The organism is Laceyella sediminis, from assembly GCF_003003125.1.
Classification (GTDB): Bacteria; Bacillota; Bacilli; order Thermoactinomycetales; family Thermoactinomycetaceae; genus Laceyella; species Laceyella tengchongensis.
Window position 1 is genome coordinate 284,905 of sequence record NZ_PVTZ01000001.1, and the last position, 20,845, is coordinate 305,749.

Annotated in this window: 20 protein-coding genes and 3 pseudogenes; 13 read left to right on the forward strand and 10 right to left on the reverse strand. The window is 42.4% G+C overall.

Annotated elements, in window-relative coordinates; all coding sequences use genetic code 11:
- The first annotated feature begins 324 nt into the window (after positions 1–324).
- From CLV36_RS01470 to CLV36_RS01480, 3 genes are all read left to right on the forward strand, one after another.
- On the forward strand, positions 325–1,818 hold the full coding sequence (locus CLV36_RS01470; RefSeq protein ID WP_181352761.1) for a protein kinase domain-containing protein: 1,494 nt from the start codon (positions 325–327) through the stop codon (positions 1,816–1,818).
- 89 nt (positions 1,819–1,907) lie between these two features.
- Positions 1,908–2,204 carry a hypothetical protein gene (locus CLV36_RS01475; protein ID WP_102993035.1) on the forward strand — a complete coding sequence of 99 codons (297 nt, stop codon included), beginning with the start codon at positions 1,908–1,910 and terminating at the stop codon, positions 2,202–2,204.
- A gap of 668 nt (positions 2,205–2,872) precedes the next feature.
- Positions 2,873–4,264 (forward strand): peptide MFS transporter, encoded by a 1,392-nt coding sequence (locus tag CLV36_RS01480; RefSeq protein ID WP_106341505.1) that lies wholly within the window; start codon positions 2,873–2,875, stop codon positions 4,262–4,264.
- A gap of 222 nt (positions 4,265–4,486) precedes the next feature.
- Here CLV36_RS01480 and CLV36_RS01485 read toward each other — a convergent pair whose 3' ends face one another.
- Together CLV36_RS01485 and CLV36_RS01490 are read right to left on the reverse strand one after the other, a co-directional pair.
- Positions 4,487–5,665, reverse strand: coding sequence for a NupC/NupG family nucleoside CNT transporter (locus tag CLV36_RS01485; RefSeq protein WP_106341506.1), 1,179 nt, complete (start codon positions 5,663–5,665; stop codon positions 4,487–4,489).
- Between the two features lie 109 nt (positions 5,666–5,774).
- Positions 5,775–5,968 (reverse strand): annotated as a pseudogene (locus CLV36_RS01490) (helix-turn-helix domain-containing protein).
- Positions 5,969–6,623: 655 nt separating this feature from the next.
- On the opposite strand from CLV36_RS01490, the gene CLV36_RS01495 reads away from it, so the two are divergent.
- Positions 6,624–8,126 (forward strand): malate:quinone oxidoreductase, encoded by a 1,503-nt coding sequence (locus CLV36_RS01495; protein WP_106341507.1) that lies wholly within the window; start codon positions 6,624–6,626, stop codon positions 8,124–8,126.
- Positions 8,127–8,354: 228 nt separating this feature from the next.
- On the opposite strand, the pseudogene CLV36_RS01500 reads toward CLV36_RS01495, so the two are convergent.
- Positions 8,355–8,645 (reverse strand): annotated as a pseudogene (locus tag CLV36_RS01500) (sigma-70 family RNA polymerase sigma factor); the annotation flags it as partial.
- A 464-nt stretch (positions 8,646–9,109) separates the two neighbouring features.
- Between CLV36_RS01500 and lepB the strand changes: the two are divergent.
- The 4 genes from lepB (at position 9,110) to CLV36_RS01520 (ending at position 12,492) form a co-directional block, all read left to right on the forward strand.
- Entirely contained in the window at positions 9,110–9,583 is a 474-nt protein-coding gene (lepB, locus tag CLV36_RS01505; protein ID WP_106341509.1) for a signal peptidase I, read from the forward strand.
- A 28-nt stretch (positions 9,584–9,611) separates the two neighbouring features.
- Entirely contained in the window at positions 9,612–10,223 is a 612-nt protein-coding gene (locus CLV36_RS01510; RefSeq protein WP_181352762.1) for a YIP1 family protein, read from the forward strand.
- Between the two features lie 13 nt (positions 10,224–10,236).
- Positions 10,237–11,688, forward strand: a complete 1,452-nt coding sequence (locus CLV36_RS01515; RefSeq protein ID WP_106341511.1) for a DUF4244 domain-containing protein — start codon at positions 10,237–10,239, stop codon at positions 11,686–11,688.
- A 354-nt stretch (positions 11,689–12,042) separates the two neighbouring features.
- Positions 12,043–12,492: an SMI1/KNR4 family protein gene (locus tag CLV36_RS01520; protein ID WP_106341512.1), complete on the forward strand. Its 450-nt coding sequence runs from the start codon at positions 12,043–12,045 to the stop codon at positions 12,490–12,492.
- A gap of 205 nt (positions 12,493–12,697) precedes the next feature.
- Here CLV36_RS01520 and CLV36_RS17095 read toward each other — a convergent pair whose 3' ends face one another.
- Positions 12,698–12,862 carry a hypothetical protein gene (locus tag CLV36_RS17095; protein WP_181352763.1) on the reverse strand — a complete coding sequence of 55 codons (165 nt, stop codon included), beginning with the start codon at positions 12,860–12,862 and terminating at the stop codon, positions 12,698–12,700.
- A 69-nt stretch (positions 12,863–12,931) separates the two neighbouring features.
- Here CLV36_RS17095 and CLV36_RS01525 point away from each other — a divergent pair, with 69 nt between their 5' ends.
- Positions 12,932–14,473 carry a recombinase family protein gene (locus CLV36_RS01525; RefSeq protein ID WP_106341513.1) on the forward strand — a complete coding sequence of 514 codons (1,542 nt, stop codon included), beginning with the start codon at positions 12,932–12,934 and terminating at the stop codon, positions 14,471–14,473.
- Between the two features lie 25 nt (positions 14,474–14,498).
- On the opposite strand, the pseudogene sigK reads toward CLV36_RS01525, so the two are convergent.
- The 4 genes and pseudogenes from sigK to CLV36_RS01540 all read right to left on the reverse strand — a co-directional run.
- Positions 14,499–14,933: pseudogene (gene sigK, locus CLV36_RS01530) on the reverse strand (RNA polymerase sporulation sigma factor SigK); the annotation flags it as partial.
- Positions 14,934–15,286: 353 nt separating this feature from the next.
- Positions 15,287–15,595, reverse strand: a complete 309-nt coding sequence (locus CLV36_RS01535) for a hypothetical protein (protein ID WP_106341515.1) — start codon at positions 15,593–15,595, stop codon at positions 15,287–15,289.
- Positions 15,596–15,889: 294 nt separating this feature from the next.
- Positions 15,890–16,021, reverse strand: a complete 132-nt coding sequence (locus tag CLV36_RS17795) for a hypothetical protein (RefSeq protein ID WP_262983039.1) — start codon at positions 16,019–16,021, stop codon at positions 15,890–15,892.
- 100 nt (positions 16,022–16,121) lie between these two features.
- Positions 16,122–16,430: an HPr family phosphocarrier protein gene (locus CLV36_RS01540; RefSeq protein ID WP_106341516.1), complete on the reverse strand. Its 309-nt coding sequence runs from the start codon at positions 16,428–16,430 to the stop codon at positions 16,122–16,124.
- A 249-nt stretch (positions 16,431–16,679) separates the two neighbouring features.
- Between CLV36_RS01540 and CLV36_RS01545 the strand changes: the two genes are divergently transcribed.
- On the forward strand, positions 16,680–16,979 hold the full coding sequence (locus tag CLV36_RS01545; protein ID WP_102993045.1) for a MerR family transcriptional regulator: 300 nt from the start codon (positions 16,680–16,682) through the stop codon (positions 16,977–16,979).
- A gap of 188 nt (positions 16,980–17,167) precedes the next feature.
- Here CLV36_RS01545 and CLV36_RS01550 read toward each other — a convergent pair whose 3' ends face one another.
- Positions 17,168–17,482, reverse strand: a complete 315-nt coding sequence (locus CLV36_RS01550; protein WP_102993046.1) for a CocE/NonD family hydrolase — start codon at positions 17,480–17,482, stop codon at positions 17,168–17,170.
- A 98-nt stretch (positions 17,483–17,580) separates the two neighbouring features.
- On the opposite strand from CLV36_RS01550, the gene CLV36_RS01555 reads away from it, so the two are divergent.
- Positions 17,581–18,414 carry an ATP-dependent DNA ligase gene (locus tag CLV36_RS01555; RefSeq protein ID WP_245888261.1) on the forward strand — a complete coding sequence of 278 codons (834 nt, stop codon included), beginning with the start codon at positions 17,581–17,583 and terminating at the stop codon, positions 18,412–18,414.
- 260 nt (positions 18,415–18,674) lie between these two features.
- Here CLV36_RS01555 and CLV36_RS01560 read toward each other — a convergent pair whose 3' ends face one another.
- A complete protein-coding gene (locus tag CLV36_RS01560; protein WP_102993048.1) occupies positions 18,675–19,070 on the reverse strand; it encodes a hypothetical protein in 396 nt (131 codons plus the stop codon).
- A 162-nt stretch (positions 19,071–19,232) separates the two neighbouring features.
- On the opposite strand from CLV36_RS01560, the gene CLV36_RS01565 reads away from it, so the two are divergent.
- Positions 19,233–19,850 (forward strand): TetR/AcrR family transcriptional regulator, encoded by a 618-nt coding sequence (locus tag CLV36_RS01565; RefSeq protein ID WP_106341518.1) that lies wholly within the window; start codon positions 19,233–19,235, stop codon positions 19,848–19,850.
- Between the two features lie 644 nt (positions 19,851–20,494).
- Entirely contained in the window at positions 20,495–20,824 is a 330-nt protein-coding gene (locus CLV36_RS16915; RefSeq protein WP_146130570.1) for a hypothetical protein, read from the forward strand.
- The last annotated feature ends 21 nt before the right edge of the window (positions 20,825–20,845 follow it).

Consider the following 20,845-nt stretch of genomic DNA (forward strand, 5'->3'; position numbering starts at 1 on the left):
GCTTTTGACTTATAAATGCCACCCTTCTCAATCTTTCCCAAATTTCACAAATGGTTGGCAGGAAATATTTCCATATGCGCGAAAATAAAATATCTAATTCTGTATCAGATTCATTTCTGACTCAAGTATAGTCCTTATCCCGTCCCCAACAAATACTACTTGACTATTTGTTGAATAAACTTTCACAATTCGATCTTTTCTTTATCTATTATGTATAATAAAGTGGTCTTATTTTGCTATTTATTACAATACCTTTTCCAGGAATGTTTGCAACTCATTCACAAAAAAGGGACGGCACGATTTCATCCCAGAAAGGTGATAGCAGTGGAAGGAAAACAGCTCGGCGGGAGGTATGAGATTCTCCATCTCTTGGGCGAAGGCGGGATGGCTGTCGTATACAAGGCCAAGGATCATCACCTCAACCGCGATGTGGCAATTAAAATCATGAATCAAAAGCTTCACGAAGGCGAACCCGCGATTAAGCGATTTATTCGCGAAGCTCAAACAGCAGGGAAGTTTTCCCATCCGAACATCGTCAATGTATTCGACATCGGCAACGAAGACGACTTATACTACATGGTCATGGAGCTGATCGAAGGACCCACCCTCGGCGATCTGATTGAAGAACGAGGCCCCCTGCCCGCCAAGGAAGCGATTTCCATCGTGATGCAAATTTGCGACGGCTTGGCTCACGCCCACAAGCATGGGATTATCCACCGGGACATCAAGCCGCACAACATCATGGCGACGGCCGACGGAACCTACAAGATCACCGACTTTGGGATTTCTCGTTTGCTAAGTGCGGCAACGCAATACACAAAAACGGGCACCGTGATGGGTTCGGTGCATTATTTCTCGCCGGAGCAGGCTTGCGGGCAAGAGCTCAACTACTCCTCAGACTTGTACTCGCTAGGGATCGTCCTGTATGAGTTGGTCACAGGTGACGTTCCCTTTGATGCAGACCAATCGGTGGCCATCGCCCTGAAACACCTGCAACATCCCGTACCCGACCCGCGCGGCAAAAACCAAGCCTTGCCGGCGGCGTTATGCGATATCATCTACAAAGCACTGGCGAAAAAACCGGAAGACCGCTACCAATCAGCGGAAGAATTCAAGCAAGCCCTGCAACAAGCCTTGTCCGCCCCGACACGCGCGCTGGCGCTTCCGATCAACAGGGGAGAAAGCGCTGAAGCCCAACCGCCGGTTTCGGTGACGGTGGTCGGAGCCAAACCGAGCAAATTTTTCCGGTTTGCTATGATGGGAATCATCCCCCTTTTCCTCATCTTAGGCTTTGTCTATTTCAACGTAAGCGGCGAAAAAGCGCTCCAAAAGCCGCAAACTGGGCAGGTGACTCCTCCTGAACCCAAAGAGCAGGCATTGCAAAACGTCAAGCCCGAAGCGACGACATGGAAGGAAAAAACCAGTGGCCGCAAGGAGCAAAATAAGCAAACAGAGGTCGACGAGCCTGCACCTGTCCAGCAGAACCCCGATAACGACCCTGTGAAAGAAGAACCCGCAAACGAAGGCCCTCACGGTCAAGAGCCCGGCCAAGAGAAGCCACAACTGCCACAAGAGCCGGCGCCAGTTACATACGAGGTCATTGTCGATCGGTTCGCGGATCAGGCTCAAGCCGATGAATGCGTCAAATCGTTGAATAGCAAGGGTATTCCGGCCCATTATTACGAAAAGAACGGCGATGCGGGCACCGTCTATGTGGTCTCGGCCGGCGAATTTGACGATGAGGAACTGGCTAACGCCCGCGCAGAAGATGTAAGAAACGCTGGATACCCCAACACGAAAGTAACCAAGAGGAGTTAATATTTCCTATACTATTCATAAAATGAATAATATTATATAATAACCCTGACTACTTTTCATTTAACATCTCTGTATAAGGGGAAGGTAAGATGAACGTTATCCAAAATTGGTCCAATATCAGCGAAGGAGACGCATTGGTGTTCAACGGCCAGGTCGAAGCTGGCAAAGCAATCAAGGTTTGGATCCCAGGCGTGGCGCCCTGCATCAACTATGTCTATGATGTCACCGTTGAAAGGGTCGGCGGTGGAAAAATCACCAAAACGCTGACCAAGACAGCAAATGCCGTCACATTCACCAACATGATCGCTGGTGATTACCGGTTCTATATCCGTAGCATGAACAGTGGTAGCGTGTTCACTATGTACCAAATCACCTACAACTACTAGGGTGTGTCAGATACATAGGCCCGCGACTGTACCCTTGTTTCCCATTCGCTTCACACATATTGAGACGCTCATTGGGAAAGGGATGCCGCCTCTTCTACCGGCCAACTTGTTTCGCCAGACATGCGCTCACCTTCTCCCAGAACCAGGGTATAACGGAACATCTGCAAACCTAAATCGAACCGTTCTCTCACGGTTCGATTATTTTTTTGTTTAAAAAAATCGGGGATAAAAGCGGTTTCATGCAGATTTATCCATGCTTCGTGAATATACTTCCATATCCTTCTGTTGACTAACCGGTAGATAATCATTTAAAATCTGTGATGAGAAAAGATTATGTTTTTGTATAAAATTTTTTAAAATTCTTTTCCCGAGTGCAGTAGCAAACAACTCTGGAAAATGAAACATTCTTTCTTTTTTTGTACCTAAATTCAATCAATTCACGGAATATAAACACCTAGAGCCGCAGATCAGATGCATTGATTGATGATTGGAGATGAAACAAACATTTAAAACTGCAAGTATCCTTGTTTTTTTTAGATATTTCGTTTCCATTATTTGCTTTAATTCGCGAGTCTATCACACATTATTCTGTGTGATTAGATAAATTCTTTTTACATTAAAGATCATACTAATCTTATCATGCATCGATAGTTGAAGGAGGACTACTAATGAACACAACTACGAAGCTGGATTCATCTGGCTCGCCGCAAGCGGCTCGTAAGAAACACCCACCTGGACTATACCTGCTCTTTTTCACAGAGATGTGGGAGCGATTCAGTTATTATGGCATGCGCGGCCTATTAATCCTTTATTTGACAAAAACATTTATCAGCGGTGGACTGGGATTTAGTGAAGCGGTCGCCGCTAGCATCTACGGATTCTTCACCGGCGCGGTGTACTTCACTCCGCTCATCGGCGGCTGGCTGACCGACCGTTTCATCGGCAAACGCTTGGCCATCACCATCGGCGGGGTTACGATGGCGTTGGGTAACCTGGCTTTGTTCGCATCACAAACAAAAGCCGCCCTGTTTCTGGGCTTGGGCTTGCTCATAATCGGAAACGGCTTTTTCAAGCCAAACATCTCCACCTTGGTTGGGGAATTGTATGATGAAAAAGATGAGCGCCGTGACGCCGCCTTTACGATCTTCTACATGGGGATTAACTTAGGCGCATTTTTCGCTCCGCTCGTTTGCGGATTTTTGGCTGAAGACTTCTTCAAAACAACCGTGAACGGCGTCGAAGTATTCGGCTTCAAATATGGATTCCTGGCGGCCGCCATCGGTATGATTATTGGACAAATCATCTTTAACATGCTAGGCAACCGTTATCTTGGCGACTTGGGCAAAAAGCCAAACGTGAAAGCGGCAACCGTGGACAAGAAGCAAGTGAGCAACGCACCGCTGACCAAACAAGAAAAGAATCGAACTTGGGCCATCATCATCATTACCTGTTTTGTTGTATTTTTCTGGGCCGGGTTTGAACAAGCTGGCACGTCCCTGTCCTTGTACACGGAAAAATTCGTGGACAGAGAAGTGTTTGGTTGGACCATCCCCGTATCTTGGTTCCAATCGGTGAACCCATTGTTCATTATCTTGTTGGCGCCGCTGGTTTCGATGCTCTGGATCAAGCTGGCACGATCCAAACGCGGCGATTTGCCCGTACCGATCAAAATGGGCTTAGGCATGATCCTGTTGGGTACCGGATTTATCATCTTGGCTATCGCTGTGCTACAAACCGGTAGCGATGAGACCAACATCGTAGCCAAAGCAAATCTGCTGTTTATCGTGATGACTTATTTGTTCCACACCTTGGGCGAACTATTCCTATCGCCGATCGGCTTGTCGATGGTCAGCCGCATCGCCCCTGTCAAATTGGCATCCTTGCTGATGGGTGTATGGCTGGCAAGCACCGGTATCGCCAATATCGTCGCGGGCCAAGTAGCGGCACTCACCGCAACGCTCGGTTATTTGGAAATCTTCAGCGTGATCGGTGGCCTGGCAATCTTCTTCGGCCTTGTTCTCACGTTGGTATCCAAAAAGCTGACCCGCATGATGGCTTAATCCATCGCACTAGGGCGTGTCTGATGAATAGGTCAGCGGCTCCAAAACTATTTTCTCATTCGCTTCACTTGTGCATCGGCACTCCTCGCGAAAAGGTTTTTCCGCCGCTTCTCCCCTACCAACTTGATTTGCCAGACATGCCCTCAACATCCCTGCTATTGCGGGGATGATTTTTTTTGCATAAAAAAAGAGGCGCCAACGCGCTCCTTTTCAACCTTCCATTCAGATGAACAATCCGGCGATCGTCGCTGATAAGATTGACGCCAGTGTGGAACCGTACAACAATTTCAAACCGAATTTCGCAACGACATCCCCCTGCTTCTCATGAAGTGCTTTGACAGCGCCAGTAATAATGCCAATCGAGCTGAAGTTGGCAAAGCTAACTAAGAAAACGGATACGATGCCCGCCGTGCGCGGGGAGAACTGCCCTGCAATCTTCTTGAAGTCAAGCATAGCCACAAATTCATTTGTAACCAGCTTAGTGGCCATGATGCTTCCCGCTTGGATTGCCTCCGACCACGGCACTCCCATCAACATGGCGATCGGAGCGAAAATGTATCCCAGCACCGTTTGAAATGATATAGTGAACACGGTTAAAAACAGCGCATTGATTAACTGGATCAACCCGATGTACCCAATCAGCATAGCAGCGACGATAATAGCCACTTTAAACCCATCCATAACGCTTTCACTGATGTTCTCAAACAGATTTGACTCTCGTTCATGCTCAATAGCCAAATCCTCTTCATTCTCCAAGTCATACGGGTTGATGATGTTCGCAACAATCAGTGCCGAAAAAATATTGATCACGATAGCCGTCACCACGAACCGTGGTTCAATCATCGTCATGTAGGCACCAACGATCGCTATGCTGACCGCGCTCATCGCCGAAGTACACAGCGTATACAACCGCCGCTCGGAGACAGAACCGATCTGGTTCTTGGTCGTCAAAAAAACCTCCGACTGCCCCAAGATCGCGGAAGACACGGCGATATAATTTTCCAGTTTGCCCATGCCATTGATTTTGTTTAATCCTAGCCCAACATATTTGATGATCAATGGGAGGATGCGGTAATAATTTAAGATACCAATCAAAACAGAGATGAACACGATGGGGAGCAACACATCCAAAAAGAAAGTGGATATGCCTTTGTTTTCCAATCCACCAAACACAAAATCTACCCCGCTCACCCCGATGCTCATCAAGCGTTCAAATCCCCGTGAGATGGCGGATATCAAGGAGATCCCGATTTTGGTGTTCAACAAGATAAATGCGAGAGCCACTTGCACAACCAACATGGTGAGAATCGGCCTGTATTTTATCCCCCTGCGGTTAAAACTGATCAACCATCCCAGTACGTACACCAACAACAACCCCGTAAACGAAAACAGAATCGACACTGCTCATTCCTCCAATAACTTGGCGCCATTTTATCGTCGGGGTTATTTTCACCAAAGAAACCCTCTCAGATTCTAAAAAAGAAGGTGATCCAAATCAGATCACCTCTTTTCAATCAGCTTCATCACTTTTGTATTCTAAAATATCCCAGGGTGGCAGTCCAAAGCTTTACAAATCGCATCCAACGTTGATAATCGAATCGCTTTTGCCTTTCCATTTTTCAATATAGACAGATTGGCCATCGTGATTCCTACCCTCTCCGACAGTTCCGTGACACTCGTTTTAAAATAAATAATTATCGATATTAACGATAGATATTATTATCGTTATTAAGGTGCTCTTTTAAAGAGGAACATCATAATATCTCTAGCTGGTGGCCTCTGTATGATGCTACTTCCATCGCAAAGGCACCACTGCATGTCTAAAAAATCGTGCCGCACACTGTAAACTGTCTGCTACGATTGGTGCCATTCTGGCTGGCACCCGAAAATCATCCCTTGCCATATACCGAAAAATTCGATATGTTGGGAGTAGCAGGCGTGACGTTCGGTTGCACAGCTACCCATTGGTGTGATCGATGTTCAAGAGGTTGTGAACCCCTTCACTTCAAGCACTGACCAGTCTTGTCGGCAAGCAAGCGGAAACAGGATGAACGCTTCCCGGCGGGAGGAAAGTGTTTACAGTCTAACGATATTACCCGTACTTGGATTGATGAGAATGTGATGAAAAGGAAGCCCAAGAGTTGAGAACACAGATGGGGGGCGAGTCACCGTCCTTTTTTTATTGTGTTTTCAGACTCTCTTTTCAAGGTAGAAAGTTTCTTATTTCACATTTTTGTCGTTTTCTACTGTATAATGAATATATTATTTGACCTCTTTCGATTCATTCGTGTTTTATTCTTTGTCCATCGCTTCACATTTATCTGCCTTGGAACGAAACTACTTTTAGGGGAAGATCGCAATGAGCAACATGCCGAAAAAAACAGACGTTATCTTGATTGGTGCCGGAATCATGAGCGCGACGCTGGGAGCATTGCTGAAAGCGTTAGCACCTGAATGGGAAATCAAAGTGTTTGAGAAACTCGCAAAGGCTGGAGAAGAGAGTTCCAATGAATGGAACAATGCGGGTACGGGCCATGCTGCATTGTGTGAGCTCAACTATACCTCTCAAAAGCCTGACGGTTCGATTGATGTTAGTAAAGCGATCAAAATCAATGAGCAGTTTCAGCTCTCCCTGCAATTTTGGTCTTATCTGGTAAAAAGCAATCTTATTCGCAATCCAAAGGACTTTATTATGCCCATCCCTCACATGAGCTTAGTGCAAGGGGAAAAGAATGTCGCCTTTTTGAAAAAACGGTTTGAAGCGCTTACAACCTATCATCAATTTCAAGGGATGGAATTTTCCGATGACCCCAAACAATTAAAAGAATGGATTCCGCTTGTCATGGAAGGCCGCCAATCGAAAGAACCCATCGCGGCGACGAGAATCGACTCTGGCACGGATGTCAACTTTGGCGCTTTGACACGCATGTTGTTTGAGCATTTAAAGAACAAAAACGTCGAAGTTAACTACAAGCATCGGGTAGAGAATATCAAACGCGCCGGCGACCGTTTGTGGGAAGTGAAAGTACGTAATCTGGAAAGCGGCAAAGTCGAACGCCATACCGCAAGATTTGTCTTTATCGGAGGCGGGGGCGGAAGCCTGCCACTGCTACAGAAAACCGGCATCCCTGAGTCAAAACGTATCGGGGGGTTCCCGGTAAGCGGGCTGTTCATGGTATGCAACAATCAAGAAGTGGTTGAACAGCATCATGCAAAAGTGTATGGCAAAGCAAAAGTTGGCGCTCCCCCCATGTCGGTTCCGCATCTTGACACAAGATATATCGACAACAAAAAAACCTTGTTGTTTGGACCGTTTGCCGGCTTCTCACCCAAGTTCTTAAAAACGGGTTCCTATTTTGACTTGATTGGCTCCATCAAGCCGAACAACATCTTAACCATGCTGGCGGCTGGCGTAAAAGAGATGGCCTTGACGAAATACCTGATCCAGCAATTGCTGTTATCAAACGAACAACGCATGCAAGAACTGCGCGAGTTCATTCCTAACGCTAGAAGTGAGGATTGGAACATTATCGTGGCCGGCCAACGCGTGCAAGTGATCAAAGATACCGAGACTGGAGGCAAAGGCACTCTTCAATTTGGCACGGAAGTCGTAAGTTCTGCCGATGGTTCGATCGCCGCCTTACTCGGCGCTTCTCCTGGCGCTTCGACAGCCGTTCATGCCATGCTGGAGGTATTGCAAAAATGCTTCCCGCAACAAATGAAAGAATGGGAACCCAAGATCAAAGAAATGATTCCCTCTTATGGCATATCGCTCGTTGACAACCCAAAACTTCTCCAAGAAATTCGAACTGAAACATCGCAAACACTTGGCCTGAGCAAAAAAATACCGGTCTTTAGTTAGCCCATCGGCCGCAGAACAATTGTCCTATGGACATCGTCATTTTTTAGTCACAGGCAATACCTATCTGACTAGTCAGTCCTCATGAAATGTTTTTCATAAGCAGTAAAATAAAGTTAAGCGCCCTACCTCTGGTAAGGCGCTTTTCTAGTTGGTCCGCTCCAACGTGGATGAGCCATAAAACCTATGCCGTTTATAAATGATGTTCCAACACTTCCTGGGCAAACACCCTCACTCCCGTTTCTTTCCCGACCGATAATACTCATGCAACAACTTGATCAACGCCCGCTTTTCGATCCGTGACACATATGAGCGCGAGATCCCCAACGCTTTAGCGATCTCCCGTTGCGTTTTCTCTTCCTCACCATTTAAGCCAAACCGGCAGCAGATCACTTCTTGCTCCCGTTTGTCTAAGATGTGAAGATGCGAATAAATATTATCCCGTTCAATCTTCAACTCCACGGAATCCACCACTTCATCCTTATCTGACCCCAAAATGTCAACGAATGTGATTTCGTTGCCACAGGGAGGTTATCTGTGTTATACCAAACTCAAAATCAGAACCACGTTTCCACTGTTTAGGCAGGCTATTTGTTATTAATTAACGATTTTTTAGTTATAAAATTTAAAACTCTTACTTCTGGTTTCATGCTAATCGTCCTGTGTGCTAATGCAATAGGTACCACTGAGTTCTCATAAAGATCGCATTCAAACTTTATCTCCAAAGCCTTTTCCAAAGATATCTAATAATGGACAACTTAAATGTATCGACATCGGGTTTAGATTTATTTTCAAATGGATAAACAAGATTAATTAAAAATCCCTAAGCAAGAACATATTCTTTTTAATCTTTTCTACACGACTGTACCATCCCCTCCAATTCCCACTTGACATGATATAATATATTTATAATTAAAGATAAATCTTCTAAGAAATATAGTTTTTTTCTAAAAAGACCTAATACCTTGATGAAAGGGGTAATATAAGTGACTTTTAGCCGAAGAAAATTTCTCATTATTCTAGGTAGCGCCGTCCTTTTGGCAGTGCTTCTTTTTTGCTTTTTTTTTCAATACTTCAAGTTCTTCCAAGTAATTGGCAATAGCATGTCACCCACTCTAAAAGACGGGGAAATTTACATACTTCAAAAAGGGAGGTCAGATCTGAAACGGCAAGATATTATCGCATTTTATTCTTCTAAAGATGAACTTAATTATGTCAAACGCATTGTGGGACTACCGGGAGAAACAATTGAAATCAAAAACAATCAGGTATATATCAATGGCCAACAGTTAAAAGAGAGTTATGTTGTAAGAAATAAGGACATTCCTGATTTCGGTCCTATAAAGATATCCCCATATCAAGTTTTTGTTTTAGGAGACAACCGAGCTATAAGTGAGGACAGTCGAGTGATGGGAACGATTCCTATTGTATTTATAAAAGGAAAAATCATTGGTTATTAACATGATACAAGTCGAGGTGTATAAGCTGATGACCTTTCAAGAATTTTGGGATCTATGTAAAACGATTTGGACACAGCCACGTCAAACGATCCAAAGAGCTTTGCAAAATGAAACAAAAATACCTTTTATTCTCATTATGTTTTTTGGTATTGGGTTATTCTTAGATTTTACTTCAAATCGCAATTATGGTGATAACACACCTATTAATGTCCTTTTCTTACTTTCCTTTATCATTGGACCCATTATTGGTTTTATCGGTTGGATGGTTACCAGCGGAAGTATATATTTGACCACAAAAATATTTGGTGGTGTAGGTGATTGGAAAGATACACGCAATGCTGTAGCTTGGGCTACCATCCCTTATCTCACCAAACTACTCTTCTGGTTCCCGCAACTCCTTTTCTTTGGAAGCGAGTTATTCACTGAGGAAACACCGATCCTTTCAAGCAACCTGTTTCTTCTCATTTTATTTTTCATATTTGAATTGATTGAGTTTGTTCTTCTTATTTGGTTTTATGTTGTTCTTTGCAAATGTATCGCTGAAGTACAAGATTTTTCCGGGTGGAAAGGGTTTGCTTCTGTTTTCTCCCTTCCAATTCTACTGTTTGTCCTTCTAGTTGTTGTGAGTAGCATGGGTTAAGGGAGGCAAGCACATGAATCAGAAAAAGAAATGGATTCAGAGAGTGGGAAGAAAGCGTCGCGGCAGCTCAACAATGGAGTATATTATTATCATTGCTGTTGGAGCCATATTTGCTGGCCTTTTATATCAAGTATTTCAAACAAATGAAGTTCAATCATCTTTGAAAGTAGCCGTTGAAAATGCACTCAATGGAACAACACATAATTCATCTGAGGAACATGAGAAAAAAAAATCTCAGTTGCCTGTAATTCAGATTTCTCCAACGCCTAAACACATCCCTTTGGAATTGAATAACAAGGTCAATCCCTTACCTCCACAAAAAAAGAAAGAGAAAGAAGGACTCCTTTCGGAGGTAACGGGCTTCTTTGATAGTCTCGGAAAAGACCTTGATCAGTTAATCAATGATCCAGTCGATTATTTAAAAGAAACGGTTAATTGGGATGAACTAAAAAAGCAATACGATGCACTAAAAGGCGAATCCAATAAGTTTCTGGCTGATCCAAAAGGTTATTTAACCAATTTCTTCAATAACGCAACTGAAAAGCTCTCCGATGAATGGGATCAATTCACCAAAAATCCCAAGAGCTATTTATCCAATGCATGGGACGGCTATGTCAAAAATGTCAAAAACTCGCTTAAAGGATTTTGGTATGGAGAAGACCCTGAAACAAAAGATAAGCTAACCATTCCTGAGCGTTTAATAGGGTTAATGGATATCATTCCAATTTCCCCAAAAAAAGCAGTCAAAGAATTACCTGAAATTGTTCTTGAAATAGGTTGTGGTAAAAAAAATAACCATGGTCTTAATAAATCAGAATGTAAATCTAAAACAGATAAACCCAAACCTGTAATCAATCCAAATTACTCCAGAAACAACCATCCAAAGAAACCGAAAAATTTAAAAGCACCAGCGAACCCGAACTTTTCTGTTGAAAAAAATGTTACATTCACAACAAATCCGGATAACCCAGATTACTTACAAGCAACATTTGATGATGGTAGAACAATCGAAAAAGTTGTCGGTAGTCAATATGCTGGTAAAGAAGTCACCATGAAAACAGCAGAAGGAAATGAATATGAAGTAAAATATGATGAACATGCCTTCCCTAATTTTAGAAAGCACGCAAAGAAGGATATTTATGGTAATGTAATTGAAATAGACTTACCAACTGATGCTATTGTTGGACCTTCTGCATCACAAACAAAATTTGCCTCTATTCTCTTAAAGGAAAAATACCCAAATTGGAAAACTGATCTAGGTCTCACAGAGGAACAAATAAAAGCTTTGGAAAAAAATAGGGGGAGTATTGGTCCGAAAGGTTGGAGTATGGATGCGCGTAAAGAAAAGCTTACATGGCATCATGACAAAGAGTCGGGTAAAATGATTCTAGTACCGTTCGATTTGAATAATAAATTCCCACACACAGGTGGCCATTTGTACTGGGGTTCCCAACCAACAGATTAGAGGAGCTATTCCTGTAATCAGATAGGGGAATGTTTGAAAAAGAAAAGTACCTCTCGCTAACATACGAGGTGTCTCAGATAGACTTTAAAATAGCTGAGGAGGTATCCAAAATGAAGTATACGTAAAATCGTAAAAATTGAGCAATTAAAGATTCGATTTTAATTGTAGATGCAGACTCGCTAAATACAAGCACTTTGCAGGGGCTGTAGACTTTCGTGGTATTGAATTAGGTAAGGCCATTGCATTCATACAATCCCAAATGGGATTTAGCCAATTGCTTTTTTGGATCAAGTCCTTGATGAAACAACACTCAAACAGCAGTTGCTGTTTGAGAGCGATTGAGGGAGGTAAACAATGATTAACTTCATTCCAAAAGAAGATAAATTAAATCCTGATGTATTCTCTGATTTAGAAAAATTAACTGGAGTAAAAATGCCAAACGACTTTGTTGAATTCTATTGCAATCATTCAGCAATAGAGAGTACTGAAGGAGACCTTTTTATTGACGTTGATAATGAACCTCTTCAATTTGACGACTTATTTCCGGTTGAATACATGATTGAAAAGGTTGAGCAATTGCTACAACACGGATTAAACCCCAATCAACAGGGTGTCGTTATTCCGTTTGGCTATGATTCAGCTTTAAATTGGTTCTGTTTTCATTTTGAAAATGGTACCTCGACTCCAAATATTATCTGGATGAATTCAGAACAACTTGTATTAGAAGGATCTCAACTTAGTGGGATAATCAAAGTCAGAGATACCTTTACTAACTTTTTAAGTGATCTTTATGAGGAAGAGTAATACTAAAGGAAGAGGGAGCGGAATTTTCTGCTCCCTCTTCTGTATACAACATTCATTAATACTCCATTATCTACTTCTTCTCTATGCATAGGCTTCCGCTTTTAACCCCATTTTCGATAACAATATATACTTAACCAACAATCAACCGAATAAATATAAAAGAACAAACCTTTTCCTGTCGTCTTCCAATAAGTGTTATAATGCGTTAAGAACATTTGTTCTCTCCTCGAATTGATAGAAGCGAGATAATAACCTTTTTTACTTCACTAAGTCGCCGTTGCCTTTCTTCCTCCGTGATTTGCGGAGGAACAATATGAATTACAGATTTGCCTAATTGATAAGTCACAGGAAAATCCTTGTCTGCCTTCATCCTGACCACCTCGCTAATAGGTATGCAAAAGCAAAACAAGGACAACCCAACTAATTTTAGGAGGTCGTTATGGAACGAGTCGCGATCTACTTACGTAAATCTCGTGCCGATTTAGAAGCCGAAGCCCGCGGTGAAGGGGAAACACTGTCAAAACACAAAAAAGCTCTACTAAAACTAGCAAAGGCAATGAATCTAAACATCGTGCGTATTCGGCAAGAGGTTGCTTCAGGGGAAAGTTTGATCCACCGGCCGGAAATGATGGAGCTTTTGAAAGAAGTGGATGCAGGTTTTTACGATGGAGTTCTTGTAATGGATATGGACCGATTAGGACGCGGTAACATGCAGGAGCAAGGTATTATTTTGGATACCTTTAAAAAGTCCGGCACGAAGATTATTACACCACGCAAAACATATGACCTGCGTGACGAGTTCGATGAAGAGTATACAGAATTTGAAGCATTTATGGCGCGTAAGGAGTTAAAAATCATCACCCGGCGCCTGCAAAGTGGTCGTGTACGGTCTATAGAGGAAGGGAATTATATCGCTACCCGTCCACCCTATGGTTATCAAATTGTGGAGGACCGAAGTGGCAGATACTTGGTACCCGATCCCGAGCAAGCACCCGTAGTGAAAATGATCTTTGATTGGTACACTAACGAAAATCCCAATGAACGACTAGGCTGCAATCAAATCGCCAATCGTCTAAATGAACTGGGCTTACGTACTTATACCAACAAACTCTGGACCAGTTCTAGCATTTTAACCATCATTAAAAACGCGGTTTATATCGGTCGCATTCAATGGAAGAAGAGATCTTACAAAAAGTCAATCAATCCAACTAAAATACGAGAAACAAAAATGCGTCCGCAATCCGAATGGATTGATGTTAAAGGAAAACATGAGCCCTTGATATCAGAAGAACAGTTCCAAAAAGCACAAGAAATTTTGAAGAAAAAATACCATCTACCATATCATTTATCGAAAGGAATAACCAATCCCTTGGCAGGTCTAATTCGCTGTGTAAAGTGCAATTCATCGATGGTGTTAAGACCCTATATTAATCAAAAGCCTCACTTAATATGCAAAAACAGTTACTGTGACAATAAGAGCACCAGATTCGACTTGGTGGAGAGCCGGGTGATTAACAGTTTAAACATTTGGCTGGAAGCATATGAACTCCAATGGAGCCAAGATGATATGCCAAAAGAATCTAACCATAAGGTAGATTTAATTGAGGTTACAATCAAAAATTTGCAAACAGAACTAAAAAACCTGGAAGCACAAAAGGAACGATTACACGACTTATTGGAACGGCAAATTTATGATGAAGATACCTATTTGGAGCGGTCAAAAAACTTGGCAATGCGATTAAAAGATGTACGCGAAGCCATTAAACAATCTGTCGTAGAGCTGGAAGAGGAAAAATTAAAGTCCAAAGCCCAAATCGAAATCATTCCCCGGGTCAAGCACGTCTTGGAATTATATCCCCAGTTAGATGACCCCAAACAAAAAAACACTCTGCTCAAGAGTGTTCTTGAATTTTGCATATACCGTAAAGAAAAACACCAGCGTGGAGAAGAATTCGAACTCACTTTACACCCAAAACTCTAATTATGCCTTAAAACAGATAACCTCTAAGTGTTAACTCATTCCCTTCCTTGTCTGTGCCAATTGGATCATGCAATGACACATCCTTGCGCGATTTCTTCAGGGACCGCAAAAACATCAAAATTTCATTTTCGACACACCGGGCTGCATAGGTGGCCAACTTGGTGCCCTTGCCTGATTGGTAAGACTCGATCGCTTTGATCAAACCGATGGTGCCGATGGAAATCAAATCTTCATTGTCTTCACCGGTGTTTTCAAACTTCTTCACAATATGCGCCACCAAACGCAGATTGTGTTCAATCAGCTTGTTTCTTGCCTCCTGATCTCCCTGGGCCAAGCGCTGCAAGCATTCTGCTTCTTCTTTTTCTGATAAGGGCTGCGGAAAGGCATTGTTTTTAATATACGAAACAAAGGCGATCATTTCTTTGATCACCATCGCCACGGCTGTGAAAAGTCCAAACAATCCACTCCACCTCCACCCGATCGTAAGCGCAGACCATACTACCTTATGACAAATTGGGCTTTTGGGTTCCTGTTCCATTCACCACTGTTATGTATATGTTTGCCGGTTATTGTCCTATCTCCCCAGGATGGCGCGCCCTTGACGGGTGAAAACGATGGCATGGCGTTCTAATCGAATAAATCCTTTCTACACATCGTCAGATACCGATACAAACTAAAAGCCCCACTCCCTCCTCATCGAAAATCCTGTTTTTCCACCGCCGATGAGTGAAAAGAGTGGGGCTCATTATGGTTGGTTGTTCTTCTAAGCATAGAAAACGAGCTTTACACATACTTCATTAACGAATAAGTCTCTTACTGGCCACTATACTCTTTATATCGTTCCAGTACCATTTGTAAATGTTCAATAAACCGTTTCTTAGAACAAAATACTTCTTCATAATCCAATAAAGAAACACGAAGTTCACCATCGGGAAAATGTGGGTCAAAATCAATTTCATTAAACCCTTTTCCGACATTTTGTTTTAAACCATCTAGCGTATCCTGTAATTCTCTTTCTGATATCATTCTTATTTGCAAACCAATCAAAACTAACTCCCAAGCAGCGGAAACATCCGGATCGGCTGGTTTTAATTCTTGTGCCAGTTCATCAAACGTTTTCATCTCTTTTCTCCATCTTTAAGATAACTTAATGTAATGAGAAATAAACAGAAAATGACAATGCCAATCGTCAAATACAATCAAATCAAACCGCCTCAAAACCCTTATAAACACTGGCTTTTTCATTTTAGTTTACGAAACCTAACTTTCGTAAATCAATATGCTTCTATTTGTTAGGTCTTAGATCGCTCGGGTTATAGCCATCATTCCTATTTGGTATCTTCTAATTAAGTTTGCTACAAACCAAACACCCACCGTGCCTATGCAACCAATCCGTTCAGCAATGACGTGCCATAATCAGCGGGTCACCAGAACGGACTCCTTTGGTACAAATCCCTCCAGCGTCGCGGTAAACCACAGAATCAACCGCATCGATATCTTATTAAACAGCAATAACTCAATGTCAGCTATCAACGACACTTTAGGCATAACCAGGCTACCCCTTTCTAAGAGCACTACACTGCGGACAAAAGTTTACGCCACGCTCATCCTATTGATCCGACGATGCCGAAAACCGTTCCGCGCTTGTCTAGGCGCTGGGCACATCGACACCAGCCGCGGCGTCGATTCGCTCGCTACCAAGGGGAAGCGAAAACAGCCGCTCCATTGCCACTAGCGCTTTTTTTGCATCCACGCCAGAAGTTCGGATCGTGACGGGACCTTTAATGATGCCAGACACCAACACGCACATGCTGAGTAAGCTTTTGGCGTTGATAGAAATTTGATTCGCTTCAATTACTATATAGCAATCATATTGATCTGCCTTTTCCACAAAGCGGATCACTTCCAGTAGGCTGATTTTTGACGGGATTTGACAAGCTGTCGCATATTCCGCCATTCGGCCGCCTCCTCCCTGTTCCTACATCGCTCTGTCATCTAACATCTATTTCCAATTGTTGAAATATTCTCTAACCTCGTGTTTTTTCCTGTCACTTCATTATGTCACAATGGTTTCAATCCACTCTATAATCATGTCATATTATATTACACAAAATACATTTCAACTTTTATTTATGTGAGATAATCTAACAAAAACAACCTGAAGCCGCCTGGTTTTATGTTAAAGTGAATATGAGGTGAGCGGCTTATGTCTTACAAAGATCGCAAAGTCATCAATATCGGAACGGTTAGCGAGATGACCGGGCTGTCCGTCAGACAGATCCGCTATTATGAAGAGCGACAATTAATCTTTCCTGAGCGGACGAAAGGCGGGACGCGAAAGTTTTCCTTTTCGGATATTGAGAAGTTGATGGATATCGCCAACCACATAGAAGACGGATTGCAGACAGTGGAGATCAAACGAATGGAAAGCCAACGGAAGCACCGCCAGCTACGGAATCAAATGATCCGGGGCCAAATCAACGCCGCATTTGGCATGCGAAAATGAAGCGCAACCCAACTTATCAGCACACGCGACCTAAAAGAAGCAGCCGGATGCCATGCTCCAGCTGCTTCTTTGGGGATTTCCTAAACACAAATAAACAAATATTCAAAAATCATAATTTGGTTTATAGAAAGCCAAAGGATAAATAAAGACGTTTGAGGAATGCTACCAAGATTCCTCTTTTTTCATTTTCAGCGGTAATTTCTTTTAATCGGAGATACGTCCAACTCGATTAAGCTAGGAGCCTCCCCCTTAGCAGCATTCCGATAACGGGCTCGAATAATGCCATCGGTTAGATTTTGTGCATACCCATCGGGATGAACATCAACTAATCGCGCGACAAAGTCGGTGTCTAAGGCACTTGAGCTTGCCCACAGTTTTACTTTAACCGGCCCTGTCACTTCTATGTCTTCTTCTAATACGGGAGTGGTATAAACCAATACGTCATGGCGTGATTCGATCTCTCGCTGATCCATTGCACCGCTAGGAAAATCAGGAGGCATCATGATTGATCCACCTTTCGTGATGAATCCTCTCAACCGTCAGTGGAACCATTCGCTGTTGGACACGGCACGGAACTCCGTGTACGGATCGGTTCCCGGAGTTGGCCAGGCTTGACCTCCCGCCTGATACTGTACTGGATGGGGAAGTGGTTGTCACGGATGAGCGGGCACACCCTGACTTTGAAGCTGTGATGACCCGTTTCCAGACAACGAATCCAATTAAGATCAACGCGCTGATGAAAACCCATCCTGTCCAGTTCTGTGTGTTTGATGTACTGATGATCGGCGGTCAGGACATGACTATGCTGCCTCTTCATGAACGAAAGGCCATTTTACAAGATCGAATCAACGAGCAACCCCATCTCTCCTTAGTGCGAAGCGTACCAGGTAAACAGGCAAAGGGCTTCTTTGATCTCGTCAGCCAGCATAACCTAGAGGGCATCGTTATGAAGAAAAAGGATTCGTCCTACCAAGTGGGGAACAGATCGCATGATTGGCTCAAGGTAATCAACTATCACTACCATGAGGTGCGGTTAACTGGAGTTCGCAAAGGCGAGTTTGGTTGGCTTATCGGTCTGGAGGAAAAGGGGAACGTGCGGCCGGCGGGAATCATCGATTTTCCGGCTCCGCCTGATGCACGCAAGGCCGTTTGGTTGATGCTGGATCGAGCGAAGGTTGATGAGGATAAGGAGTTTATTTATCTGATGCCGGCAATCCGCATGAAGGTGAAGTCGAGAAGGCTAACCAAGCGAGGATTGATACGAATACCGTGTTTCAGGAGTTTATTATCTGATCATAAAACAGAGCGGATCATGTCCGCTCTGTTCTGTTTAGATTTACTCCTTACACTCACAATAGCAAAGTGCAGTTTCAATATTAATATACCTGGTAAGCACCATTGCCTCTATAATGGTACGTACTGCTCGAATCGGTAATTATGATTTCATAATCACCGCTGTTCAGACCAGTGAAGTATGCGTAAGTTCCATTGAACCGTTTTTGCACAGTACAAGGAGAACCGCCCCGTCTACATAATTTGACTCGAAGATTAGAATCATCGACCGGGCCCTTTTATTCAGTTGAAACAATGTAATCTAAGTACTTGAGATAATCGGTATCCTTCAATCGGGTTGTAACTATATTTCATAGTAGTATTGTAGAGATTACGCTTAAATTGACTTATAAATATTATATACTACCAACGTTCTTGAAGAGTTCCTTCAGCTATACAATCTTTTGCTGAACCATAACAATCCACTGTTATGCGATAAGTTCCCGTACTCGGTGTCCAATCGTTTAGGAATCTGCCGGCAGTACCAGGGCCTTTTACAGTTTGTGCAACCACATGACCGGCTGGGTCTATTACTTTAAAAATAACCGAATGGTTACTATACCTACTAACTTGCCAAAACGCTTCTAAATCACTACTGCTGCTAACATATAATCTTGCCCTTGCTTCCCCATATCCTCTTGTGAGCTCTGCCGTTGCACTATCATATCCTTTTGCACTCACCTCCGCATAAACCGAATTTACAAAAGCAGTCAAAAGCATTGACAAAGCAAAAAACAATGATAATACTTTTTTCACCACTTATTTAGCCTCCCTAAAGTTATTTCCTTGCAAGACGCTTCACTTCTTTGATGTTGAAATCAAACCGAACGTTTGGTACGATCTAATTATAATATACACACCCGAATGAATCAACAATTTTTTAGTAAATTATGATAAATTTAGCAAGAGGGGTAGTTGCTTATGAAATCTTCGACTGGCATTGAAACCAAACGAAAAATCCTTGATGCTACATTTCAACTCATGGCCGATAAAGGATTCGACGCGTTAAGTATTGATGACATCATGACCAGCATTGGGAGAACCAAAGGGTCCTTTTATGTTCACTTTAAAAGCAAGGAAGAACTGCTGTATGAAGTGATGCGTACACGCTTGGATCGGGGTCATGATCGGATGACAGAAGAGATTCCAAAGGAATTGACTAAAGACAAATGCAATGTTCGAGCCATTCTGGAAAAAGTGATAGCTGAAATCCATGCAATCTTAGGAAACGATCGCTTGACTTGGGCATTTGCTTATTATCATCTCTTAATCCATTCCCGTAAGGATGAATTTGTTCGCGTATGGTTGGAAGCTAATGCTGATCAGTGGTCAACCTTTTTAAACATCATCGTGAAAAGAGGTCAGGAGTTAGGTCAAATCCGAACGGATGTGGATACGCAAACCATCACCAATATGTTGATGGGAATTGTGGTAGGTTATGACATTCTTTTCATGGTTAAACCCCAAATTGATGTTAGCGAGGTCTATCATATTCATGATTGGATGTTTGTTAATGACCCATCCTCTAAAGATGAATAAATATCCTATTTCTCGTTCTTCAAATATGGAGAAAAGGAGAGAATGAGTGAGAAAAATTGATTTATTGAGGGGGAAGGAATAATAATGGTCAAAAAAAAGAAAAAAAAGGATACAAAGAAAAGTGAAGAGGCTTTGTCTGCTTTAATTGGAGAAAAGAAAGAGGAAATGACTCAAAATTGAACCTGGTGGCAGCAGTTGATTGGTGTGGAGTTGTTAATATTATTGTTAGCACTGCTATGGTACTATTGCGTTCAAATTTATTATGAGACTAAGTTTAAGCAACTAAATATCCCTATGATTATATAGACTCTTCCTTTAATTCTTTGATTGAACCAGGAAAATATATGTTCCAATTTATCATGATTGTCATTGCATCGATAATGAATGGTGCTAGTACTCGGACTAGGTTCATTAATATAATGGTTCCTTTTTCATTATGCTTTATTAATTCGATATATTTTACTTCTCCAATCAATGCAAATCCAGATACAAAGTTTTATACATTACTAAATACTATTATACTTGCTTCTTTCTCCTTTATTATTGCGAAGCATTACACAAAGTTTCAGTTAATGTTTGTAAAAGAAGATGTAGACCCTAGACTCTTTTGGTTTCGTATATATTTTACATCAGGAGTGGTTAGTTTGCTGATGGTTGTCCCTTTGGCAATAATGTTTTCCGGATATACAGTTACAAAGACTTCCTGGCACTATGTAATTGAACAAAATAAAGAAACGAAAGTTGTTCTTGATACATACAAAGACTATTACATTACTGCCCCTGTCAATATCAAGCGGAAAACCTTTAAACCAGAATTCGAACTCATCCCCATGCACAAAGACGACAAAGATCCACCTGTCATAGTGGTCAAAGACACCAATGAGTTAAACCAAGCAGAGAAGCAAGAAGAGAAGATCGTGCTTAAATATATGGAAATCGGTCCTTTAAAGCCCGAGAATCCTTCTGAACCTTGATCCACGTGCTATCATGGATTT